This is a genomic window from Methanobrevibacter gottschalkii DSM 11977, from assembly GCF_003814835.1.
GTDB classification, from domain to species: Archaea; Methanobacteriota; Methanobacteria; order Methanobacteriales; family Methanobacteriaceae; genus Methanocatella; species Methanocatella gottschalkii.
Window position 1 is genome coordinate 1 of the sequence record NZ_RKRG01000001.1, and the last position, 23369, is coordinate 23369.

Below are 23369 nucleotides of genomic sequence, written 5' to 3' on the forward strand. Positions count from 1 at the left end.
AATTTTCATGGTTTAAAGCATTTTCTATGAGAGGTATTAAATTTTTATTTTTAAGGTTATTACACCTAATTTCTCCTGCAAACTTTATCATATTTTGGAGTATGGGAGTTTTCAGGAAAATTAACAATAGAATTCCCATTTACGGCTTGAAATCCCATTGCTGTTTGTTTGAATTTTTTTTCCTCTTTTTTTTTATTTTATTTTTTGTTCCTTTTTTGTTTAAAGTTTTTGGAGAATTAGCTGAGTCCTGGCATGATGTTTGGTCAAGAAATCCAATTATATATTCATTTAAATTGAATTGTGAGAGTTTTTTTTAAAGATTTCAACTTTTTGAGAATCAGTTTCAATATTTATTGGATATGGTTTTGAATATGAATAACCCAAACTTTTAACAATGATTCTTACTTGTTTATGACTATAATCAACACCGAAATTATCTTTAATAATTTTATGAACGATTTCTGTTGTTATAACTTCTTCTTGTTGGAGTAATTTTTCTAATTCTATTTTTTCATCTGAAGTCAGATATGATGGACGTCCTCCAGCGTATTTTGGAATTATGCCCTCAGGACCTTCTTCGTTCCATCTATTAAACCAAACATATGCATTTGAATAAGATATTCCATTTAATTCAGCTGCTTCTTTAATACTCATTCCAGAATAACATGCTTTTATAAAATGAAGCCTATTTAATACTTTTACATCTTTTTCTAACTTTTTAATTCTTTTATCCAAATCTTTAACAGGAATGTGTTTTTTTATTTCTTTTTTAGGAATTCCAGACATAATAATTATTATGAATTTCATCTTTATTAAAAGTTTGGTTTTTAACTATAATTGAGAAAATATATATTATTCAATTGAAATTTAAAATCATAAAATTCAAAATAATTCATTAGACTTATGTCATTTCCAGATATTCTTCCCCATCTCTAGTAAAACCCAATTTATTCTCTTTTAAGTAATGGCCAATAATTGAAATAATCAGATTTGATAAATGCGAAATCATATGTTGCTTCACCCCTATTAAATTTTACAATTTTAAAACCAACATTTAACAAATCCTCTTTGAAATCATTATCTGAGAAAATATGCCCTTCCCCAATAATCACATCAATTTTATTAATTAAATCGGATTTTAATTAAATCATAGACAATCTTATATTCTGCACCTTCAGTATCAATTTTTAGTACAATATTAGATGTAATATTATTTTTTGAAATAATGTCTAATATTACCTCACTAGCTTTTTTCACATGAACTTTTTTCACATCAAGTTTATCTTTATATAAATTTAATGAAGGATTAGCCTCTAAAAAATCATACATCATCGTATTAAGACCATCGAAACCTTCATAACAATATAATTCAACAATGCCATCTTCATCCGAAAGTCCAAAATTATAAGTTGTTATTTTATTAGCTAAATTTGGATTTAAAGAAATATTATCTATTGCTTTAGAATATACAAATTCATCAATTTCAAATCCAAAAACTGAAGAACAATTTTGCATATTTGCAAAACTCAAACTAGCATATGCTCTATTCATACCAATATCAAACACAACAAAATCATCAAAATAAAATAAAATTGGAATCATATATTCATTTAAACCATAAATTTCCATAATTGTCCAAAGGTGATTATTTGTCCCAATAACAATCCCATCTTTATTTTTTAGCAATATCAAATTCTCTTTAGGAGAATAAGAAAGTAATTCTATATTATTAAAATAACAAAAGTTGAACATGAAATCCGTATCCAAATAAGGCTCTAAAAGTGATTCATTACCCTTAAAAAAATATTTTCTACAGTTCTTATAATTATTTTCAATAAAATCCATAGAGTTCTTTATATTTTTGTTAAATTTATTGAATTCTTTCACATGATGATTAAATAACATTTCAACATGATTGTTTATTCTAATATTCTCATTTTTAATAAAATCAAGAATAACATCAGACTTCTCATCCATTCCCCTATTACTTTTAGATAACATTGTTTCAAACTTAATTAATGATTCATTAACTTCATTGCTCCTATAACTTAATTTTTCATAGTATTCATTTAAATTCGATGCAAAATCTCGTTGATTATCAAAAATCTCTTTAATATGAGTATTAAACATTGTTAAATTTTCTTTAAAAAGCAAGTCAAATGATAACATTTTATCAATTCTATAATTAACTCTATTAATTTCAGAATTCTTATCCTCCAATTCCTCATTAAGTAATTTTAAATTATTACCTTGTCCTAACACAATCTCATTAAATTTATTAATTTCAGAATTCTTATCCTCCAATTCCTCATTAAGTAATTTTAAATTATTACCTTGTTCTAACACAATCTCATTAAATTTATTAATTTCAGAATTCTTATCCTCCAATTCCTCATTAAGTAATTTTAATTGAATATTTTGAGCTAAATAATTATTTTTATAAAAATTATAAGAATTACTTGAATTTAATAACTTTAGTTTGATTTTATCAATAATCTGCACTTAATCACTATCCTTTATTCTTAGACATCTATTTAATAATTAACATCAACATAATAATTAATATATACATTACTAAAAAAATTATAAACCCAACAGTAACTAAAACGATTATTGATTTAAACATCCCTATTTTTCTAAAAATTTTAGTTAATCTCCATGAACGAGATGTTTCAACTTCACTAAGTTTCGCAATTAATAGATTATTTTCATGAACCTGATAAGAATATTTCTCTTCTAAAATATTAATTCGATTATCTTTATCATCCAATATATTTAAATACTTTTTAATTTCAACATCCAATTTTTTTGAAGAATTAGCCAAATCATTATTTAAATTAGATATTAAATTATTTTTTTCATTAATAATCTTATCTTTTCCTTCATTTTGTAAAACTAACCTATTATTTTCATATAATAATTCTAATTCATAAATGGAATTTGATTTTAAAATAGACCTATAAAAAGTTAAGTTTTCTATTTTTAAATTTAAAACTAAATCATTATGATACTTAGAAAAAACATTTGTACAAAAATCATGAATATTCTTAAAAATAACAATATTATTTTTAAAATTTTGTAAATATATGCGTCTAAATACTCTAAAAATATAATTCCACAAATAATATTTATTACAATTGTAAATTCCCTCTTTTTCTAAAAAATATAATATATTAAAATAAGTATCAATAATAGAATCCATATTAATTTCTAAATTATTTTCACAAATTCCAAAATTAAAATCATTACAAATCAAATTATAATAATTTAAATTATCATTTTCCTCATTAAGTCTATTATATAATAATGGTTTATTATTATACCCAATGCGTGAAGTCATCATTGATGAGTTAATAAAAAAAGAGATCTGACTAGTTAAGTCTAATGGGATTTTTAAATTCAATTTTTTAATAAAGTCAGTTTTATAAAGATTGAAAGAATATTTCGGCATGTTAAATAAAATGTTTTTAAAATCATTACCAGAAAAACTATTTAAATTATTTAATTGAGCATATTCTTCTTGGTAAGGATCTTCAATTTCACCAGAAAATTCATGAAATATATTATAAGAATTAATCAAAATATCCATATCATTTTCAATGGCCAAATTATATGCATGTTTCAAACCAACAAATAATAACCAATCTTTTGCGTTTAAAAATAAAATGTAATCAGAATTTATTATTAAATTAAAATTATTTTGAAGATAATATTCATCGAAAATTTTAATAAACTCATATTCTAATAAATATTTTTGAAATTTATCAAATTTATAGTTTTCATTTTCAACACAAATGATTTCAACATAATCTAATTCTTGATTACATATTGAATCAAAACATTTTTCAAAATATTTTTCTGTTACATCATTTAAATTTAATATTATTGAAATTTTAGGTTGTGTAAACTCTTTAATAGGAACCACCCGGATTATTAGATATTAAGAATTGTTAATTTATTTAATCGATATTTTAATAAACCTTCTAATACTTTATCTAACAGTTCAATATTAAATAAAATATTTTTATATTCTATAGTTTTAGCTAAATTATATTTAGGATTTCCCTGTTTGACACCAATGTTCTTATCAAGATAATTATAATGCAAAAAAGCCCTTCTAATAAAATCTTTTTCAAGTGGATGAAATAAATCCCTAATAATAAAAAAATAACTCTGATTAAATTCTTCTGAAATCATGATTAATTCTTTTATACCAATAAATTTAACATCTTCAATAAACCTTTCATTTAAACTATTCAATAAATTATTATCTTTTACATAGATTAAGCAAGTTTTATTAACATACTTAATAGATTCAAAGTCATTTAAAATAATTTCCAGTTCATTTTTATTATTTAAACCATAAATTATAATAAGATTATTATTTTCTTCTTTAAATTTAAATCCGATAATATTTAAAATATATTTAAACCTATTATAATAAGTATGATTTTCAAGAACATCATATAAATTATTTTCACAAATATTTTCAATATCAATTTTATCTAAATTTAAAGAACTGAGTTTATCTAAATAAATAACATTATCTTTAAATAAATCAAAAATACCTTTAGAATAATTAGATAACACCAATGTATTAGATGACATTAATTCAAACACTCTTCTAGCAAACATTGTGTAAGAATTTGTTACAGTGTTAATATTTAAGGATATCTTGCTCTCTTTGTATACACTAGGCATTTTATCAAAATGTACTTTGGGGAAAACATATCGAGAATATTCCTTAGGAAACTTCCTATTAATAGAATTAATCTCTGAAGCACGATCATATATTTTCAAATTATAATCACTATTAATTATTTTATTAAAAAATTCTCTCATAACGTTACTTCTTTCACTAAATTGATTATACCAACTACCTGCAAAAATAATATCGTTAGTACGTTTTTTATACTCTATAGGATTGAACAATTTAATTTGTGATGCAAACAATAAAGGATAAACATTATCATGTCCTCTTGCATTATATCGAGGAATAGTTTCTTCATCAGTTGTAAAAATATAATCAAAATGTAATGAAGTATCAATAAAATTATATTGTTTTATATCGAAAGATGTAGGATCTTCTTTATTCCAAAATATTGTAGGAATATTATGATTATTACAATAATTTAATATATCAAAGAGAATTTTCCTATTATCATTGCCACTAATTAAATTTAACCCAATTTTTCCCTGCCAAGGAGTAATATTATCTTCAATTGCAACCCCATTTATCACACTTTTTTTGTTAACTCCAGAATATGCGGATTCACAAAAAAATAAATCAGGTTTTTCATTTTCAAAAGTTTCTAACCAAGATGATGGTTCAATTATAATATCTTCAAACTCATTGCTATATGAAGTGTAAGTAAAGGGATCCATTATAACTGCTACTTTTATATCTTTAATATATTTAGTTTCATGATTATTTGTCACAATATGAAAAACATCATTTTCTGAGTATTTATAAAGCTCATCCACATTTTTATCAATAATAAGTTCAACTAATTTTTTATAATCAGAATCAAATTTACAATTAGAATTATTAATCAAAGTAAATAAATCATAACTTTCATTAATAATTATACTAATCTCCTTTTTAGATAAATTTTTATTATTAACATATTGATTTAAGAAATAATTCATCTTACCACAAAGAAGATAATTAACAAACTCATCTAATTTATCATGATCTTTTGATAATTTTAACATCATTTTATATGCTTTTAATCTACCTAAATTTCTTGACAAATCACTTTGATGTGTTAACGATGCATTATCCTCATCATCACGTGAAGTATAATAAGAAAAGATTATTTTATTAATAAAAATAATTCCTTTAGCATTTAGAAATACATTTAATAAAAATACTGAATCTTCACCGGGTATTTCTTCAGGAAAATTAATATTATTAGAAAATAAAAAACTTTTACGATAAATTTTGCTCATTATGGCAAAATTACCTAATAAATAAGGCATTTCATCCAAAGATTCAAAATAAAGCTCATCAAAATCTTTTAAGTATTCAGCCAATTGTTTTTTCCTAATTTGCCAACTATCATTGGGATTTGTGAAAGTACTTATTAACAAACCTGGAAAAATAATATCAGTATCACCATGAATTTTTTTGGAATGTAACCCACTAACAACATCCACCTTCGATTTAGAGATTTTATCATATAAAACTTCACATGCATCTTTAGAAAAAGTATCATCAGGATCAATAAACATTATATAATCTGATGTGGCATTAACCATACCAATATTACGGGGTTTACCTGCAACTCCACTATTTTCATTACAATAAATTGCCCTAATATTTTTATATTTTTTTGCATAGTATTCTATGATTATTGAAGTATTATCCGTAGAACAATCATCAATAAAAATAATTTCTAAATTTTCAAAACCAATAGTTTGATTTTGTAATGATAATATACAGGACTCAATATAAAATTCAACATTAAATACTGGTATTATAATACTGACCTTAAATCCCATTATACTTCCTCAAATAAAAACAACTTAACAATGCCTTTTCCTTAATATTACATCACATCAATACATATTTAAATTACATATTCTTTGAAATATAGAAATTTTAAATAGAGTATAAATTTCCATAGTTAAATAACTTGATATCATCTGGAACTTCTTTTATTATATTTTTAGTATCAAAAATTATTGCTTTTTCCATTTTATCTTTAATTAAATCATAATCCATGTTTTTAAATTCATTATGATCACATAATACTAAAATTAAATCCGCACCATTAACTGCAGTACCTAAACTTACAAAATTAGGATTATCAATGTGAGGATCATGTATAGAAATTTCATACTTTGAACATAACTTAGCGATTATTTCATATGATGGGCTTTCCCTATCATCCCCAATATTACCTTTATAAGAAACACCCAAAATTGCAATTTTACCTTTCGAAATAATTTTTTCAACATTTTCACATACAAAATCTGGCATGGATTTGTTTGTATCACGTGCTAATTTAATAATATGGGCAGTTTTAGGTGCTTTAGCATAAATAAAGTAAGGATCAATTGCAAGGCAATGCCCTCCAACACCTGGACCAGGTGAATGTAAATTAACCCTTGGATGTTTATTAGCCATTTCAATAACATCTAATACATTAACACCAATTTCAGTACAAATTTTAGTAAGTTCATTTGCAAGTGCAATATTAACATCCCTAAATGTATTTTCCATACATTTAGATAATTCTGCGGTTTTTGCCTCAGTAAGTATTAGCTCTCCTTCAACAAACTGATCATAAACTTCACTAGCTTTTACTGCACATTTTGGTGTTACTCCCCCAATGATTCTATCATTATGAATTAATTCATCAATAATTTTGCCAGGGATTACTCTTTCAGGACAATGTGCAAGGAATAAATCCTCACCAATAATAAAACCAGCATTTTCAAATATAGGTTTAATCACATCATCAGTAGACATAGGAGCAATAGTAGATTCAATGATAACAGTATTACCTTTTTCAATATAAGGTAAAATTGATTTACATGCAGTTGTAACATAACTTAAATCACAACTATAATTTTCAACAATATACGGTGTTGGTACAGTAATTATAAATGCATCAGCTTTTTCAGGGATTAAACTAGCTCTATAAACATTTGATTCAATCGCTTTTTTAATAATTTTCGAAATTCCTGGTTCTTCTATATGAATAATACCTTTATTCAAATTATTTATCATATCTTCAAAGATATCCACTCCAATAACTTCACAATGATTAAGACTAAATAGTGCTGCAGTTGGAAGCCCAATGTATCCTTGACCCAAAATACATATCTTCATTTTATCTCCTTGACCATTTCAAAAACTTAAGTGATTTAAATATTAGTAAGTTTTTTTATTAAAAACTTTTTCTTAATAATTGCCAACCCAATGGGCATTATTTTTATAATTTAAATTTAATTAATCCGTTATTTTGAAAAATTTAAATGAATAAATTAATCATACCAATTATTTATCACACAAATTTTTGAAAGAACCTATTTCCTACAAATAATAAATATTATACAAATATTTTTTCATTGTATAGTATGTTATTTTGTTTAAAAAGTATTTATAATTTGTGAAATAATCCTTTATGAGACTGTCAATTTGTTAGGACTTTTTTGATTTTCTATCGTGTACCAGCCAAAATTAGTTTTTTGATTTTGTGCTGGAAAATTTTTGACTTATTTTTTCTTATTTTTCATTGATTTATTTTAATTTTGCTTTAATTTAAATGTATTCTTATTAACATTGTATAATTTAACTATAGTAATTTTTAATTTGTTAAACTGGATTTTAACTGATTTTATAATAGTTAAATTTATATACTTTGTTTTATATAGTTAATATTAACTATTAGTTATTTTGGAGTTGTATTTTATGGTTTTAAGAAAAATTGATAAGAATCAGAGTAAAATTAAGTATTGTAACTTTTAGATAGCAACATTCCCGGAAGACCATATTTCTCGTTTTGTGGGTGGATTTTTATTGATGAAATTTTATCCAATGTTAAATATCAAAGAACCTAAAAAGAAGAAAGGACGAGAGTCCTTGCCTATTGATTCCATGTTAAAATTGCTTGTTTATGCTAAAATAGAGCATGTGGAAAGTGCCAAGTATTATTGCAGATAATGGCAAGGTACCATGATGTTTACAGGTTTGTTTTATGATGATGTACAACCATAAGAACGCTCAATTCAAAGATATAGAAGAGAATATGGCTGTTACTTTGAAGTATTGCTTCAAATGACCTTAAAAAAAGAGGCTTCAGATTTGAAATTAACAGATTTTAATCAATGTTGCCCTTTGATGGAACTATTAAAAAAAGCATTACAATTCCAACAACAATGTTATCACAAAAAAAGATAACTCAAATATTGCTCAATTACTTCAATGGACTACATATTAGCCAGGAAAAGCTTGATAAACTTCAAAAACCCACCCAAAGAATATTGGAAATATAAAGACATTGAATGTCAAAGATAAAATAGAACTATTAATATGATATTGAAACACAATTCACTTAATACCCAATAGAAAGCAATCCAAAGAAAAAATAGGGAAATTAAATCCCAATCAATATCATAAAGACCATTTCGAATACAATTATGAATTAGATGCATTCAAATGCCCAGAAGGAGAATATTTACACTTCTTTGGAAAATATATTGAACCACACAAAGACCCAGAAAAACCAGACAAAATAAAAAGAATTTACAACAATTATGAAGCATGTAAAAAAACTGTAAAGAACGAAACAAATGTTGCTCAGCCTCACAAACACACAAAACCATCACAGAATACGGATCATAAAATGCAAAAAGCAATGAACCAAAAAATGGAAAAAACAAGAATATAAAAGACGAATATGCTAAAAGATCAAGCGTTGAAGGACCCATTTTGGAAAATATTAAAAGAACAATTCCAAATAGAAAAAGAAGCAGTCATCGGAAATGATACGAACAGAAGATAAGACTATACTTAGATGCATTAGCATACAATCTAATCAGATTATACAACATTAAACAAGAAAATAGAAAATTCAACAGAAGATTTAGAAAATTTCTGCGAAAAAGAATCAATAATCCACCAATTAAAACTCGATGTAACACTATTTTAATTAAAAATCAACAGACCTGCCAAAAACTAACTTTGGCAGACACCCAATATTATAAAAATAAATGAAAAAGTTATTATTGTAATATACATATACCATAAATTAATTATTAATTTTTAATAAGATGTGATAAAATGGATAAAAAATGGATAGTATTAACGATATTTTTGGTAATTTTTGGCTTTTTAATATTAAATGGATTAAATAATAGTATACATGTTGGAGATTCCTATTTTTCTCTACCTGAAGGATATGTGGAAGGAAATATTGTTAAATATAATGATGTGAATATAACTAATGGAACTACTTCATTAAGAATTATAGAATACAATGATAACAATATTCAAGAGCATATTGATAAATATGTGAACTATAGCACTAATCATAATTATTCTACAAAAATTAATAATTTTAATGTTGATGGTATGAATGTATATAAATCTGAAATTATACAAAATAATAAAACATTCCATTATTGGTTTATTAAAAAAGATAAAGTTTATGAAATTGTAACATGGGATGGAAATAGTTACACTGATAATACTGTATTTAATTTAATTAAATCAAATTAATTTCTTTTTTCACTATTTTGAAAAAACATGTTAGTAGAATAGTGATTATCAAAATGTTAGCTCTTTGCAGATTTCTTTGGTTTTTTCTATTTTTCAGGGTGTTCATCAAAAATCTAAAATTAATTTTTGAAACTAATTAAAAATACTTCAATTCAAAAACAAAGAAAAATTTGCATCAAAAAAAAATTACTTTTGGAGGACACTCTAATACAAAAAAATATTTTTTTGCAAAAAATCAATAAAAGAATCTGCAAAATTATTAACTTATTATTTTTCAAAACAAATTAAAGTTATACATTATTCTAAAAATTATTATATAAATTTATTTTAATAAAATTTTTGAGAATAACTAAAATTTTATCAGTACTCATTGGATTATGAGGAAAGTCTTTATACTCATGATAATAATGTACATTTAAATTATCTTTAAATTGAGGAATAAACATGACATTTTCTATAAATGGCATTGCATGATATTTAATATCATACTTTGAACATGCATTAACATAATATGTAATAGAAGGCATATAATTTTCTTTTTTGAATAATTTTATTAAATCTAACCTATAATCTATTTTATCAGTTATTTCAGATTTATTTAGTCTAAATGAATTTTCTAAAAATTTAAAAAGTCTATTTATGTGTGTTTCATAAAAATTAAATATAGAAAATTGAGAGTTATTAACTACACATTTTGAACCTTTTATTAAAGTAGCTAATATTATAGATACAAATCCACCTCCTGAACTTGCAAAAAATAGAATATTCTCATTAATTATTTCCTGATTTTTAGCTAATTTTTGAATAATTAAGGATATATTTTCAGCATACCACTGATTTTTATCACCTACACACCAACCTAATGTTATTTCTTTATCATAATAAAAAATAGGATCTGAAAAAGCAATGAATGATTCCTCAAAATATTTAAACCATGACCATCTGTCAAAATACGGAGGTTTAATTAATTCCCCTTGACTTGTTCTTTTGTTCCTATCTTGTGCACCAGGAGCACAACAAATTAAATTATTATTATTACTTGAAAATTTTATAATAAAATTATATTTAACATGATTATAATTAACTTCTAAAGAAAAAGGTTCATCCATTATAAATTTATAATTATCTAATTCCTCAAAATCAACATTAATTTTAATTAAATTTTTCATATTGTTCCCTTTAATATATAATTTATTGTTTAATTATTGTATGTTATTGTTATAATATTTATTCATTATTTGCTCTTTCAAAAACTTGTGTGATTTTTTTATTTTCATTTTTTATGTTCCAATAGTTTAGTTTTAGCATGAATCGGCTTAAAAGACCTGATTTTATTTTCATTGTTCTTTTTATGTGTTTTGGGAATACTTTTTGGAAGATGTTTTCGATTTTTATTATTCGTGGATTGAATATTCGTGTTTTCAAGGTGGTTCGTTAATTTTTTGAAGTAAATGGATGATGAATTTTCCATTAGGATTTTGTTTGTGAAGTTGTTTTGAGGGTATTTTTTATCAATTAAGATATCACGTGGTTTTTTAGCATCATTGAGTGTTTCTGCATCCAGTATTTTTATAAAATATCTTGTTTTAAATCGGTTAGGATTTCTTTTTCTTCGTCTGTTAGTTGGTTTTTTATCTAAAATATTTAGGGGTCTGAATTTTTTAGTTTTCAGATAATTGTTGTATGGCTGTTTTTGAGTTGAATCCTTGCGATATGATTAGTGCTCCTAAAAATACATTTAGATATACTGTTTTTTCAACTGATTCAGGTGTGTATTTGTGTATTTGCCTCATGTTGAGGCCTTGTTTGAGTAATTTGAAGAAATCTTCAATTTACCCCTTATTGGTTTGAATTTTTTTCCAGTTGTCTAGTTTTTTTAGTAATTCGTGTTTTAAGTTGTTGTAAAATCTTTTTTCGGTCAAGATTTTCTTTGTTTTCTTAAATACATGTAATGGGTAGGATAATTGATTATCTAGTTTGGTTCTTTTGAAATTGTCTCTTGGAAAAAATGAAAGGAACGATTTTATATTTGCTAATTCCTATTTGATAGTTTTTTATAGCTGTAATAACCTTTGTCAAAAATTATTGTGTCTCTTTTTTGAATTATACGTCTTTTTTGGAGATTTTCCATAACGGTGTCAAAAAGTTTTGCATCATTTGGGGGCTCCAGAATGGATTAAAATACAAACGGGATTCATACTATCGTAATCAATGACAACAGTTGCTTTAAATCCAATATAAAATCCTTTTGATGATGAATAACTCCATTTTAAATTCAAAGTTTCTAGATGTTCTTTTTTCTTTTTATTTCTGTAGAAATTAAAATCTAAGTCCACTGGTGTGGCATCCACTATAAAAGTCTTTTTTCCTCTTCTTTTAACACGATTTCTTGAATTTAAAATGCGATTTAACGCTTTAATGAGATTATCAGAGTTCTGAAGTGATAAAAGTTTTGTAAACCTGATCAGCACTCCAAACTTCAGAAATATTAAAGTATTTACGAAGCTTTTCTTTAGATTCAAGCTCACTTAAGATGAATGGAATATCTAAACCAAAGAACATGCTGATAAATATAATTTTAAAACTAAATACTTGTTAATTCAAGTTTTTAAAGCCAAATGAAGCTAAAATTTCAGAAGTTTCTCGGGAATCCATAATTTTAAATATTTCTTTCAACAAAATGTAATTTGGGTCTTTAATATCTAAATTTAATCTGTGTTTCATTTTTATCACTAAATAAACTTATGTAACACATAATATTTAAATTTATCGATATTAAGACCCTTTTTATTAAAATTAACACTAACAAAAATGTATTTTTACAAACCATACGAAATAAATGAAAAAAATACGAAAAATAGAACAAATTAAGCCGAATTTTAATCAAAAAAATTCAGACCCCTAAAATATTCTTTAAATCTTTTGTTTATGTTTTGTTTTACATGGAAATTTGCAGAAAATGATGTTTTACTTTTAGTTTTATCTAATTGCTTCTCGATATATCGTGTTTTAAGTCCTGTTCCTATTGATATTTTCTTTTGATTTCTTAGTGATTCGTTTAAGAATTGATAAAAGGGGGTTTTGGAATCCTCTGATTCGATTAAATTTTGACTGAAACTATAAGTATTCAGTTTTAACGTCGAAATAATGTTAAAAACATAAATATCCAAATTCCATTTATTTTAACCCAAAGACTGTCAAATAAGTAATAACCAGAATAAGTCCGATTTTAATTAGTCAAATTGAATAATTTAGATGCCAATAATAATGTTTTTCTATGCTTTGATGTGAAATTTCAATGTATGTGTTTGATTGTTTTAAGTCAAATCGTATTTTTTATGGAGTCCATGTTCCATTAAATTTGGATATAAATTTTCAATACAATTAAATAACAGGTATATGTAATATTCGAATTAGAATAAACAAGGTGAACGATAAAATCAGTATAAGAAGACTTTACCCCATTTTTTTGCATTTTATATTTTTGAATAGTGTATGTTTGTTCTCCAATTCTTAAAAAAATTAGTTTTCTTTCGTAAGTTTCCCATTTTTTAACAAGTATTTTTTTGACTTGCAACTTGGACAAATTACTAATTTTATTTTTCAAAATAAGTTTTACCCATTTGTTTCCAGTCTAATAAGATTATCCTCAATATTTTCACAACCAAATCGGGAAAAGATCATCAGATTGATGGAATTCAGAAAACTCTGCAATAAAATCGGAAAGTTTATATTCTTTTAACTCCATACAATCATATGGAGCTTTAATATTCTTATTAATCATATTAATATTTAAGTTCCACCTTATATATTAATTTTACTACTTCTAAATTAAAAATAAAGAAAAAATAGAACGAAAAAAAATCGTGCCTCAAAAACTAGTGAAAATCCAAATCACACAAGTTTTTTGAAAGAGCCACTATAAATGAAAAAATACATTAAAAACACAAGCAAAAACCTGCCATTCCATACTAAAATGGCATAATCTTCTGGAATACAATATACATTAAAAATAGACATGGAAAGTGCAATATATATAATAAAAAGAAGATTGGGTGTCCGCCAAAAATCTAAAATTAATTTTTGTAACTGATTAAAAGTACTTCAATTCAAAAACAAAGAAAAATTTGCATTGAAAAAATTACTTTTGGCGGACACTCGATTCAATAAAAAAATTATAATGGAAGCATAAAACTCAAAAATGTATATATAACATTTACATAACAATACAAATATTTTAAATGATGGTTTCTACAAGATTATAAAAAATATCAAAACTCAATTATTTAAAATCCAATTATAAACTCTTTCACAATTCTTTTTATCATTAAATTTAAAAAAATTTTCAACATTACATTTATATTTATATTCCATTTGGCAATTATTTTCTAAATAAAACTTAATTTTTTCAATCAACAGATTTTCATCAGAAATTACTTCACCAAATCCCATTGTTTCATAATCAAAATAACCCTCATCATAATGATAATCATTATTATCTTGGTAATAAATAACTGGCTTTTTTAAATAAGCAAAATCAAAAAATACTGATGAATAATCTGTGATAAGTATTGCAGATTCATTAAACAAATCTTGATAAGATTCATTAATAGATATATAAACATCATTATCAACATTTAATAAATCAAGATATTCCATTAATTCGGCATGAGGTTTGAATACTAATTTATAGTCATTTTTATTTAATAACTCCAATAATTCTTTATTATTTAAAAAATTATTCAAAGTTTCATAATATTTAGAATTTAAGAAAAGATCTTCACTTTCCAATTGTAATCTCCAAGTAGGCATGAATAATACTTGCTTTTTCACATTCCAATTTGTTAAATTATCATACCTGGGAAATCCTAATACTTGAACTACATCATCATCATAATTATAACCCTCACTTAAAAAAGAATCTCTTTCTAATTCTGAAACAGTTACTATTAATGATAAATTTTGATTATATTTCTTAATAAATCTAGAGATATTATCTTTGGTTACTCCATGCTGTAAAAAAAACTCTTTGCGAAGTAATTAAACCATCAAATAAATCTTTATTATAGTTAAAAAAAGGATTTATAAAATCTTCATTAACATAAGATGAAATAATTTTTTCAGCATACAAATATAAAAATCTATGTTTTAAGCTAGAAAAAGATATTACATTCTTATTCTCATTTTTCATATCATTAAATGAATTACTATCCTTATTTAATACAAAAAATTTTTTAACATCATCATCTTGATTAATTGCATATTTAAAAAGATGTTTTGCATTATCATCTGCAAAATCTGGACGATCAGAAAAAATCCAAATTTTCTTATTAGAAAATAAAGGATATAAAATGTAATATGCTAATCTTATAAAAATAGAACTTAAAAAGAAATTTGGTTTATCCTTAATAGTTTTTTTAATATTACTAAACTCATAACGTAACATTGAAGAATATTTATAAGGTAAAATAAAAAGTTTAGAATATTTAAAAAGAACAATATAATGTTTTTTACTAATACATGCACTAAAATCAGACAGTCTTACACCATAATTTAAACCCAGACTGGATTCAAAAGAAAATAAATGTTCATCATCCTGATAATTTACAACAAATCTTAACTTAGAACTTTCATTTTTAACTAATGGAATTTTTACATCAAAATTATATGGAAATATCCAATCAAATCCTAAAAATGTCCTATTTTTACGTTCAAAAGAATTATATTTTTTATATTGGCAAAAATATTCTTTATCATGCTTTTCACTTTCTTTAATAACTTTTATCGAAATATTCTGATTTGGAAAATTAGTTAAAAAAATCCCAGAAATATTTAATATATCCTTTTTTATATCAATTATATCTAACCAAATTTTATGTCTACTTAATTTATCAACATTATGTGTGCCCACATTCAATAACACAGAACCATCATCATCTAAAGAGATATATTTTTCTTCACCAAGCAAATACAGAAAGAATGGTTTAACATCATTAAGAATATTTTTATTTCCATAGACAACATTAGTACTTATAAAACCTAAAACATAATATAAACAATCCCAAAATTCTTGAACTTCAATTTCAGTTTCCAAAACATCTAAATTAGGTAATTTCAATAACCATTGTAAATCATAAGCCATTAAATATTGGATAAATTTAGGAATGTTGCCTTCTTTAGATAAACAGTAATCTATTATATTGCAATAAAAACTTTTTAATCTATCTGTAAAATACTCTTTTTTAGAATTTATTGTGTCAACTGTAGAATTTCTTAAATTCCTCTGCCTATAATAATATTTACATGTATTTAAAATAGCATACTTCTTTTTATCTAACAATATTTTATTAATTACTAAAGCATCTTCTAAATTAACAAGGTTAATGTCAAATTTATAATCTCTGATTGCATCAGATTTAATAAATGAAGAAGATGAAGACAACAAAGGATTATTTGGATCTTCAATTAAATCAATTATTTTATTTTCATTAAATTTATAATTTAATCTATGAGGCTTATTAACTCTTTCAAATAAAATCATAGGTATTGCAAGTATATCAATTTCATCAAAATGATTTTCAAAAAAATTATAAACTTCTTCTAAAGTATTATTAGATAAATAATCATCACTATCTAAAAAATTCACATATTTCCCAGTGGCATATTTTAATCCTAAATTACGTGCACTAGCTTGGCCACCATTCTCTTTAGACAATACTAAAATATTATCTGGAAAGTCTTTTTGATACTGCAAAGCAATTTCTAATGAATTATCTGAACTACCATCATCAACAAGAATTAACTGAGTATTTTTTTCAAAATCAAAAGATTGATCAATAATTGAATCAATAGCTTCATTTAAGTATTTTTCCGCATTATAAACTGCAATAATTATAGAAAATTTAAAATTATATTTCATTTATCTAACAACATCCTAATAATAAAATCTATTTTTACGTTTGTTTTTAATAAACAGTTTTTCGAGAAAATCTAACCTTTCATCTACAGTTAAATCTTTTAGAATTTTATCTATATTGTCCATTGCCAAGGTTTCATTAAGCACAAAATCATAATGGAAAATATCACTTTTATATGATGAAAAATTCATTGTATCCTCAACATTATAACTACCTGTGAACTCTTTTGTAAAGAAAACATTGTCATTAAACACCTTAATTGGATTACCCATAACATAATTATTTGAATGAACCTTACAATATGGTGATAAAAAACTATGAACAGCAACAATGGCTCCTGAACCCACATGAACACCCCGAGAGATATACGAAAAATGATCTATCCAGACATGGTCGCCTATGAAAATACTTTCTGAAAAATTAATTCTTTTCTTAGTATTAAAATCATAAATTGCACGTGTATCACAAGTTCTAATAGTTACATCATTACCTATAATACAATCATCACCAATAATTAAATTTTGATGTTCTTGAATATTAATATTAAATTTAGAACCAATTTCATTATTTTTTCCTAAAAAAATAGTAGAATCACTGCGAACAAATACCATCAATTTATAATCATGTTTTGTATAGGAAAGATAAATTATTGAATTATTTCCTTGAAAAACAATATTAGAATTTACCAGATTAATAGTGCCCTCACATACTAAAATATTATTTCTCCCATGAAACTGAATTTCAGAATTAATCAAATCTGGAGCACCAATCAATTTGTTATTAGTTAAATTTTTAACATCATCCAATTTTTTAACTAATTCCACTTCTAAACCTCCATTGATAAAATTTTATAATACATTTATACTATTAATAATATATATTTATCATATTATTAAAGTATTGATTATTAAACTAATCATGCATTAAATTTAAATAAAAAATTACTAAATAAACTTAAGTCAAATATTACAAATGATTTTAAATGGGTGTAAATATGGTTAGTGAATTTACAGTATTTGGTTCATGTACTTGCAGAGATATCTTTAATAGTACGATTAATAAAAACTATAAAGATTATTTCCATATAAATCCCTCAGGAATTAGAGTATCATACATTAGTTTAATGCATCCACCAGTTGACTACACAGAAGAATCATTGATAATACATCCTGAAACAAAAAAAAACATTAACTTCAGCAATTGGATTAAACAAGATTTAGATAAAAGTTTTTTAAATGAACTTAAAAAAAATAAATCAGAATATCTTATTATAGATACTTATTACGATGTTAATTTCGGCATTATTGAATTTGAAAATAAAAATTATATTACAAACAATTTACATATTGATAAAACTGAATTCTATAAAAACCTAAATTATAAAAAAGTAATGACAATTCAATCTAATAAAAATGAATATTTAAAATTATGGAAGGAAAATTGTAATCTATTTTTTAATTTTTTAGAAAAATATTGTCCTGATACTAAAATCATATTAAATCCCACCAGACATGTTACTAATTTAATCAGAGCAGATGGAACAATATCTGAAATGGGCATATATAAAAAGATAAGTGAAAAATATAACCCATATAGAGATTTATTAGACAGTCATATTATTGAAAATTTCAATGTTGATGTATTATATTTTGATGAAAACACTCTTGCATCCGAAAATAGTATTTGGGGTGCTTCATCATTACATTATAATACCTCATATTTTATGGATGTTACAAAACAATTGAATGAATTTATAAAAAGAAACAAAATATTAGATAATGCAAATGAAAAAAGATTAAATAATTTATTTAAAAAACAAAACAGAAATTTGTTAACATTTAAAATCCAATTAAATAACAATGAGAAAATTAACAAAATAGTGCATAAATTCAAACAAAACAATACCTATAAAAACCTTCTGAAAAATAATAATGAAATAACAAATAATATCACAGAATTAAAAGACATATTAACTTCGAATGAATATGCATTTTTAAATTCTATAAATAACAGTAAATTATCACAAATCAAACAATTAAAATTGAAATAAATGTATAACAATCGTAAAACCTTATACGATAAACTATAAAATTAAATATGGCTATTTCAAAAACTTGTGTGATAACTAATTTTTCGGTTAATCAATTCATTTAAATTTTTCAAAATAACAGATTAATTAGCTTTAAATTATAAAAATAACTCCAAAATATTAAGAAAATGTTTTGAATAAAAAACTTGCAGATATTTAAATCACACAAGTTTTTGAAAGTGCCTTAAATATTCTTAATTACATTAATATATATCTTAAAATAAAATATTAAATAATTAATATAGAAATTATGAAAATGTGGGATTTATGAGTTTAATCAAAGAAAATGAAATTTTTTTATTTGAAGAGATTGTTAAAAAAAATTTTGCTTCAAAATATAAAGGTTCAGTATTAGGAATATTATGGAGTGTATTAAAACCATTACTCATCATGATTTTGTTAACAATAATCTTTTCTACTCTATTTGGAGGCAGTATTAAGAATTATCCTGTTTATTTTTTGTCTGCAAAATGTATTTTTGATTTTTTTACTGCTGGAACTAATAGTGCTATGAATGCGATCAAAGGAAATAAGAATATATTGAAAAGAACTGCTGCTCCTAAACATGCTTTTGTATTAGGAAGCATTATCGCAGAGTTTATCAACTTTTTAATCACATTAGTTATTTTAGTGGCAGTCATGATTGTAACAAAAGCACCATTTAATATTAATACAATCCCTTTCACAATATTGCCGATTATATCATTATTAATGATGATTACAGGCATTGGATTTATATTATCCATATTATGTGTTTATTATACAGATATACAACATTTATGGAGTGTTGTAACATTAATGGCCATGTATGCATCTGCAATATTTTATCCAATGGATATTATTCCAGAACCCTACCATCAATATATGATTTTAAATCCTATTTTTTGGATTATTGATCAATTTAGACATATGACACTATGGCAAAGTATGCCATCTACATTAAATTTAATAAATTCATTAGTTTTATCAACAATAATATTAGTGATTGGAATAATTGTATATATAGTGTACGAAAAAAAGGTTGCAATGAGATTCTAGAGGGTTTAAAATGAATAAAAGAGATAAAATAAAAACAAATCTAATTAAAAAATATAATATTTCCCCAGAAGAATCTGAAATTCTATTAACTAAAATTGAGAAACGAATTGCAAAAGAAAATGCTCGAAAAAGAGAAATACTCTCTAAAAACATGTTCAATGAATCTAAAGAAGAATTTAATCAACCTGAACATAAAATAAGGAATATTAATTCAGAAACGAATAAATATAATGACTTTGAAACTATAACTCAAAACATTTCATCAAAAGAAAGTGAAAAGTTAAAAAAAGAAGAAAATAATAATGTTGATACAATCCTATCAAATATTATTCCCAATTATGATCAAGAGATTTCAATTGAATTAAATAATGTCGATTTAATCTTTGAAGTTGAAACAGATAAAATTGACAATATAAAAGAAAATATAATAAGAACTTTGAAAAGAAACAAGTCTAAAAAAACTAAATTTCAAGCATTAAACAATATTTCCTTCAAAATCAACAAAGGAGAAAAAGTAGGAATTATTGGATACAATGGAGCGGGAAAATCTACTTTATTAAATGTTATTACTGGAATTTACCCTATAAATAATGGTACTGTAACTACACATGGAAAGATATCACCATTACTTTCATTGGGAGCTGGTTTTGACCATAATTATTCTGGAAGAAAAAATATTTATTTAAATGGAGCAGTATTAGGTTACAGTAAAAAATTTTTAGAAGAAAAAGAAGAAGAAATAATTGAGTTTTCAGAATTAGGAGAATTTATTGATTTCCCTATTAAAAATTATTCATCAGGTATGCTCGCCAAACTAGGTTTCTCTATAGCAACAATTGTTGAACCAGATATTCTAATAATCGATGAAATTTTAGGAGTTGGAGATGTTAATTTCCAAAGAAAAAGTTCTGATAAAATTAAATCATTAATGGATGGTGGTACTACTGTACTTTTAGTATCTCACTCCATACCTCAAATCAGAGAAATATGTGACAAAGCTATTTGGATAGACAAAGGAAAAGTACGAGAAATAGGTGAAGTAAATAAAGTCTGTGATCATTATCTTAAAGATGCTGAAAAAGCCAGTAATAAACAATTAGCAAATATTAAATTTAGATAAATTGTATATATTTATTTAATATTTTGCATATCTGTTTTTACTTAATAGAATTGAGATATATTTTAAAAACAACCATTAGATTATATGAAAACTCTTGACAAGTAGAATACATAATAAAAACAAGATTATTTAACCATATGAATTATTTTTTAAATTATTCAAATCAAACTGATATGTATTGTATTAATCAGAATCATATTTAAAGAGATTCTATAAATAGAATCCATTAAATTTTCAATTGATAAAAATACATAATTTAAATACTGCAAATAGCTATAAAACCATTATTTTTGATATTTAAAATCATTTACAATTAATTATTCCAATATTCCCCCAATTGAAACGGAATTTGATACAACATGAATTTTATTATTCCTTATTCAATCAAAAGATTTATAGATTTTCCTTTGATTTTTTATCATGATAAAATATGTATTTAAAAAATTCATCTAAAACTTTAATAAAAATATCATACATATACTGTAGTATTAGGTGAATTTTAATGGATTTGATAGTAGCAAAGTTTGGTGGCACTTCTGTTGGAAACGGTAAAAGAATTAGAAAAGCCGCCGAATCAGTGGCAAGGGAATATAAAAAAGGCAGCGAAATTGTTGTTGTAGTATCGGCAGTTAATAAAACCACTGATGATTTAATAAACATTACAAACGATGCGATTACATGTAATCTTACAGAAAAACAACATGCTGAAATTGTTGGTATGGGTGAGAGAACTAGTGTTAGACTATTTTCAGCTACTCTTGAATCTTTAGGCATCAAATCCTTATTCATCGATCCGTATTCTGAATTATGGCCCATTATTACTGATTCCAATTATATGGAAGCCAGGATTGATCTTGATAAAACCAAAGAGAAAGTTAACAATCTCAAAAGTTTGCTTGATCAGGGAATCGTTCCGGTTGTCTGTGGATTTTTAGGCAAATGCAAAAATCAGGTTACCACTTTAGGCCGTGGGGGAAGTGACATCACCGCATTTTTAATTGGTGAATGTTTGAATGCAACTGAAGTGATTATTGTAACTGATGTAGACGGAGTCCTATCAACTGATCCTCAAAAGATTAGTGAGGCCGAACTTTTAGAAAGCATTACTGTTGATGAGATGAAAACACTTGCAACCCATGGTGCCCAGGTTCTACATCCTCATGCACTTGATTATAAACACCCCAAAATTGATGCTAAAATCATCAATTACAACAAAGAGGATCTGAAAGCGGAAGGAACTTATATTACCGGTCCTAAGGATTATAAGCCTATTGACTTATATGAGAATCCTGTTGCGTCAATAACTATTGTCGGTAAAAGCTTGTTGAACAAAGTGGGAATTGTATCTGCACTTTCAAATATTCTTTTAGAAAATGGAATCAATCTTTTTAAGATGAATCCTCATCACAATTCAATAACTGTTTTTATTGACAGTGAAGATGCGGATAAAGCTTATGAGTTATACCATGATCATGTTGTTAAAAGTGAAGATTTAAGTTCCATTTCACGTGACAAGGACACTGCAATGTTTAGTATTACATCTCCCGAGATTAGTGAGATTACATTAGCTAATCTTTTAACTGAAAATGACATTGATGCTGTTTTAATCAATTATACGAAAACTGAAATTTTATTATTTGTTGAATGGGAGTTTAAGTATGAAGTTTCCAAATTGCTCAACACTTATAAAAATTAATTATTGACATGTTAAACAATTGCAGTAAAATGAACTCTGAAATTGAATCAAATATTTTTCATTTTCAAATAAGGATAATGTTAAAAATAAATACTAAACTACTTTTAATTGACTGTAAAATCAACTAAATCAAATGGAAACTTAATAAAAGAAATTTGACTCGAATATGATATTTTAATTGTTGTGATTTACAACTATGCAGTTTTTAATAAAAAAATTCGAAGTGCTGCAGGCAACTTCGAACGGCATTTCTTTCACAACTTGTTTTTAGCCACTTT

General features: G+C 24.4%; 16 protein-coding genes and 1 pseudogene. 6 read left to right on the top strand and 11 right to left on the bottom strand.

Going from position 1 to position 23369, the window contains the following annotated elements:
- Nucleotides 1-288: 288 nt before the first annotated feature.
- The 5 genes from EDC42_RS00005 to EDC42_RS00025 all read right to left on the bottom strand — a co-directional run bounded on the left by EDC42_RS00005 (nucleotide 289) and on the right by EDC42_RS00025 (nucleotide 7840).
- Nucleotides 289-786: a helix-turn-helix domain-containing protein gene (locus tag EDC42_RS00005; RefSeq protein WP_170151640.1), complete on the bottom strand. Its 498-nt coding sequence runs from the start codon at nucleotides 784-786 to the stop codon at nucleotides 289-291.
- A 336-nt stretch (nucleotides 787-1122) separates the two neighbouring features.
- A complete protein-coding gene (locus tag EDC42_RS00010) occupies nucleotides 1123-2502 on the bottom strand; it encodes an FkbM family methyltransferase (protein ID WP_069575549.1) in 1380 nt (459 codons plus the stop codon).
- 28 nt (nucleotides 2503-2530) lie between these two features.
- Entirely contained in the window at nucleotides 2531-3925 is a 1395-nt protein-coding gene (locus EDC42_RS00015) for a glycosyltransferase family protein (protein WP_123833362.1), read from the bottom strand.
- Nucleotides 3926-3933: 8 nt separating this feature from the next.
- Complete coding sequence (locus EDC42_RS00020) at nucleotides 3934-6504, bottom strand: glycosyltransferase (protein ID WP_069575546.1); 2571 nt, start codon at nucleotides 6502-6504, stop codon at nucleotides 3934-3936.
- A gap of 100 nt (nucleotides 6505-6604) precedes the next feature.
- On the bottom strand, nucleotides 6605-7840 hold the full coding sequence (locus EDC42_RS00025; RefSeq protein WP_069575544.1) for a nucleotide sugar dehydrogenase: 1236 nt from the start codon (nucleotides 7838-7840) through the stop codon (nucleotides 6605-6607).
- Nucleotides 7841-8838: 998 nt separating this feature from the next.
- Here EDC42_RS00025 and EDC42_RS09565 point away from each other — a divergent pair.
- Together EDC42_RS09565 and EDC42_RS00035 are read left to right on the top strand one after the other, a co-directional pair.
- Nucleotides 8839-9006: a hypothetical protein gene (locus EDC42_RS09565; protein ID WP_245988557.1), complete on the top strand. Its 168-nt coding sequence runs from the start codon at nucleotides 8839-8841 to the stop codon at nucleotides 9004-9006.
- Nucleotides 9007-9793: 787 nt separating this feature from the next.
- Nucleotides 9794-10231 (top strand): hypothetical protein, encoded by a 438-nt coding sequence (locus tag EDC42_RS00035; RefSeq protein WP_123833363.1) that lies wholly within the window; start codon nucleotides 9794-9796, stop codon nucleotides 10229-10231.
- A gap of 302 nt (nucleotides 10232-10533) precedes the next feature.
- Here EDC42_RS00035 and EDC42_RS00040 read toward each other — a convergent pair whose 3' ends face one another.
- From EDC42_RS00040 to EDC42_RS00060, 6 genes and pseudogenes are all read right to left on the bottom strand, one after another.
- Nucleotides 10534-11400: a hypothetical protein gene (locus EDC42_RS00040; RefSeq protein WP_069575741.1), complete on the bottom strand. Its 867-nt coding sequence runs from the start codon at nucleotides 11398-11400 to the stop codon at nucleotides 10534-10536.
- Between the two features lie 492 nt (nucleotides 11401-11892).
- Nucleotides 11893-12955 (bottom strand): annotated as a pseudogene (locus tag EDC42_RS00045) (transposase).
- Nucleotides 12956-13889: 934 nt separating this feature from the next.
- A complete protein-coding gene (locus tag EDC42_RS09690; protein ID WP_281272110.1) occupies nucleotides 13890-14015 on the bottom strand; it encodes a hypothetical protein in 126 nt (41 codons plus the stop codon).
- 494 nt (nucleotides 14016-14509) lie between these two features.
- Nucleotides 14510-15223, bottom strand: coding sequence for a CDP-glycerol glycerophosphotransferase family protein (locus EDC42_RS09695; protein WP_083234857.1), 714 nt, complete (start codon nucleotides 15221-15223; stop codon nucleotides 14510-14512).
- A gap of 1 nt (nucleotide 15224) precedes the next feature.
- On the bottom strand, nucleotides 15225-17150 hold the full coding sequence (locus tag EDC42_RS00055; protein ID WP_083234856.1) for a bifunctional glycosyltransferase/CDP-glycerol:glycerophosphate glycerophosphotransferase: 1926 nt from the start codon (nucleotides 17148-17150) through the stop codon (nucleotides 15225-15227).
- Between the two features lie 15 nt (nucleotides 17151-17165).
- Complete coding sequence (locus tag EDC42_RS00060; protein ID WP_069574736.1) at nucleotides 17166-17972, bottom strand: LbetaH domain-containing protein; 807 nt, start codon at nucleotides 17970-17972, stop codon at nucleotides 17166-17168.
- A gap of 170 nt (nucleotides 17973-18142) precedes the next feature.
- Here EDC42_RS00060 and EDC42_RS00065 point away from each other — a divergent pair, with 170 nt between their 5' ends.
- From EDC42_RS00065 to EDC42_RS00080, 4 genes are all read left to right on the top strand, one after another.
- Nucleotides 18143-19198 (top strand): DUF6270 domain-containing protein, encoded by a 1056-nt coding sequence (locus tag EDC42_RS00065; RefSeq protein WP_069574735.1) that lies wholly within the window; start codon nucleotides 18143-18145, stop codon nucleotides 19196-19198.
- 306 nt (nucleotides 19199-19504) lie between these two features.
- Nucleotides 19505-20275, top strand: a complete 771-nt coding sequence (locus tag EDC42_RS00070; protein WP_069575003.1) for an ABC transporter permease — start codon at nucleotides 19505-19507, stop codon at nucleotides 20273-20275.
- A 28-nt stretch (nucleotides 20276-20303) separates the two neighbouring features.
- On the top strand, nucleotides 20304-21395 hold the full coding sequence (locus EDC42_RS00075) for an ABC transporter ATP-binding protein (protein ID WP_069575023.1): 1092 nt from the start codon (nucleotides 20304-20306) through the stop codon (nucleotides 21393-21395).
- Nucleotides 21396-21897: 502 nt separating this feature from the next.
- Nucleotides 21898-23091 (top strand): aspartate kinase, encoded by a 1194-nt coding sequence (locus EDC42_RS00080; protein WP_069575004.1) that lies wholly within the window; start codon nucleotides 21898-21900, stop codon nucleotides 23089-23091.
- Nucleotides 23092-23369: the final 278 nt, after the last annotated feature.

What these genes read in the sequence shown, in the direction of transcription:
- EDC42_RS00055 (WP_083234856.1), bottom strand. Translation starts at nt 17,150, where the DNA reads ATGAAATATAATTTTAAATTTTCTATAATTATTGCAGTTTATAATGCG.
- EDC42_RS00020 (WP_069575546.1), bottom strand. Translation starts at nt 6,504, where the DNA reads ATGGGATTTAAGGTCAGTATTATAATACCAGTATTTAATGTTGAATTT.
- EDC42_RS00035 (WP_123833363.1), top strand. Translation starts at nt 9,794, where the DNA reads ATGGATAAAAAATGGATAGTATTAACGATATTTTTGGTAATTTTTGGC.
- EDC42_RS09565 (WP_245988557.1), top strand. Translation starts at nt 8,839, where the DNA reads ATGTTGCCCTTTGATGGAACTATTAAAAAAAGCATTACAATTCCAACA.
- EDC42_RS00025 (WP_069575544.1), bottom strand. Translation starts at nt 7,840, where the DNA reads ATGAAGATATGTATTTTGGGTCAAGGATACATTGGGCTTCCAACTGCA.
- EDC42_RS09690 (WP_281272110.1), bottom strand. Translation starts at nt 14,015, where the DNA reads ATGATTAATAAGAATATTAAAGCTCCATATGATTGTATGGAGTTAAAA.
- EDC42_RS00070 (WP_069575003.1), top strand. Translation starts at nt 19,505, where the DNA reads ATGAGTTTAATCAAAGAAAATGAAATTTTTTTATTTGAAGAGATTGTT.
- EDC42_RS00080 (WP_069575004.1), top strand. Translation starts at nt 21,898, where the DNA reads ATGGATTTGATAGTAGCAAAGTTTGGTGGCACTTCTGTTGGAAACGGT.
- EDC42_RS00005 (WP_170151640.1), bottom strand. Translation starts at nt 786, where the DNA reads ATGTCTGGAATTCCTAAAAAAGAAATAAAAAAACACATTCCTGTTAAA.
- EDC42_RS00040 (WP_069575741.1), bottom strand. Translation starts at nt 11,400, where the DNA reads ATGAAAAATTTAATTAAAATTAATGTTGATTTTGAGGAATTAGATAAT.
- EDC42_RS00065 (WP_069574735.1), top strand. Translation starts at nt 18,143, where the DNA reads ATGGTTAGTGAATTTACAGTATTTGGTTCATGTACTTGCAGAGATATC.